The sequence below is a fragment of the Geomesophilobacter sediminis genome, from assembly GCF_016458275.1.
In the GTDB taxonomy this organism is placed as follows: Bacteria; Desulfobacterota; Desulfuromonadia; order Geobacterales; family Geobacteraceae; genus Geomesophilobacter; species Geomesophilobacter sediminis.
Map to the genome: position 1 here is coordinate 1 of NZ_JAEMHM010000042.1, position 1,647 is coordinate 1,647.

Annotated in this window: 1 protein-coding gene; it reads right to left on the reverse strand. The window is 46.9% G+C overall.

Going from position 1 to position 1,647, the window contains the following annotated elements; translation table 11 throughout:
• Positions 1-166 precede the first annotated feature (166 nt).
• Positions 167-1,510 carry an IS1182 family transposase gene (locus JFN93_RS25245; protein ID WP_199387164.1) on the reverse strand — a complete coding sequence of 448 codons (1,344 nt, stop codon included), beginning with the start codon at positions 1,508-1,510 and terminating at the stop codon, positions 167-169.
• Positions 1,511-1,647: the final 137 nt, after the last annotated feature.

Sequence of the window (1,647 nt, forward strand, 5' to 3'; positions counted from 1 at the left end):
ACGGCCTGTTGCCCAAAACGATTCAAAGGTTTGGGGGTAAACGTCCGGTTCCGTGGGGCGGAAGCAGTAGTTGTCCGTAAATAACCAAGCACAAACGACAAGAACAATCAGAACGTGCGGTTTTCGATAGTAAAGTTGAGAGGACGGTTTTCTGCTTTGATCTGGTTCAGTTTGCCACACTCTGATCTAACGGTTCCATGGTCTTCATCAGTTTCTTGATATTTTGAATTGCACACGTCAGATATTCCTGAATGTGCATCTTGATCAGCCCACGCCACCGTGCCCTATCGAAGTTAAACCTTGTGGCGTAAGCAAATGATCGTTCCATCAAATGTTGCCTAGTCTTAATATCCTTTTTCGACTCGTCAGAGCGGCTTTTTTCCCTCATGACGTCAAGCTCCGCTTGTCGGAGGTGCCGTTTGATGCTTCTTCCAGACTTGCCCTCTGTGCATTGTGGTTTCAATTTACATGCTGCACATACCTTACTCGGGGCTTTATAGTCAATGCTTGACCGTTTCAAGTGCAACTTCATCCGTTTTAGCTGGTGGCCAGCGGGGCATGTATAAGAGTCAGTGTCACCGTTGTACTGAAATCCCTCTTCGGTGAAGAGGCCACGTTGGGCAACGCGCTTGTATGAAACCCTCTGTAGATCTGGGACATGGGCTTCAATGCCGCTATCGTGGCAGGCTAAGAAATTCTCGATGGTGCCGTACTTGGTATCAGCGACCACAGTTGAGACAGCAGTTCCGGTGTTCTTCTGGTGCTGTTCCACCAGTGGCATCATGCGATGCCCCTCATTGACATCACCAGGAGTAGCTTCCGTTGCAGTAATGACCTCGGCTTTTTCGTCAACTACTCGATGGACCTGAAACAAGAGCTTTGACGTGCCTCGGTTAACAATGGCCGCATCCGGATCAGTGGTTGATACATAGCGGCTGTTCTTTTTCACGTACTGGCGGGAGGAATCGTTTCGCTCTTCCAACCGCGCCTCCAGCTTCTTATAGTCTTCACGCAGTTGGTTGGTTAGATCTTCCATATCAATGACTGAATTATTAGAAGCATTAGCCTTGACCAGACTGGAATCCATGAATATTTTACTGCCGTCTACCAGGCCAGATGTCACACATTGGGCGACGGTGCGCTGAAACAGCTTGGAAAATACCTCCATCCCCCATCTCTTTCGGGCCTTAGACAAAACACTGTGGTTTGGAATCGATGAATCGAGGTCATACCCCAAGAACCATAACCAATCGAGGCGTTCCGGCAAGGTATCCATAAGTTCGCGCTCAGAGCGAACATTGTAAAATACCAGCAACAACATTAGTTTAATCACAACTGGAGGAGGAACGGATTCATTACCATTGCGGCCATAGAACCTTTTGACTTCGTCATACACAAAGTCGAAATCTATTAACTGAGAAATCTTTCGAAGAGGATGGTCTGCTCTTATACGTGTATCAAGGTTCAGATTATAAAATAGGCTGCTTTGTTGTTGCTGCACTCCCATCATAGCAATAGCTCCTAACTAACAATGAATGAGTGGCAGCATATTAACATTATTTACGAGGCGAATCCATATTTTTCGGTACGTTACAGCAATTCCGAGAAAAGCGAGTGGGTAAAGATGCCTTTTGGGCAACAGGCCGT

Excerpts from the sequence above, each read along its gene's own strand:
- JFN93_RS25245 (WP_199387164.1), bottom strand. The coding sequence starts at position 1,510 with ATGATGGGAGTGCAGCAACAACAAAGCAGCCTATTTTATAATCTGAAC.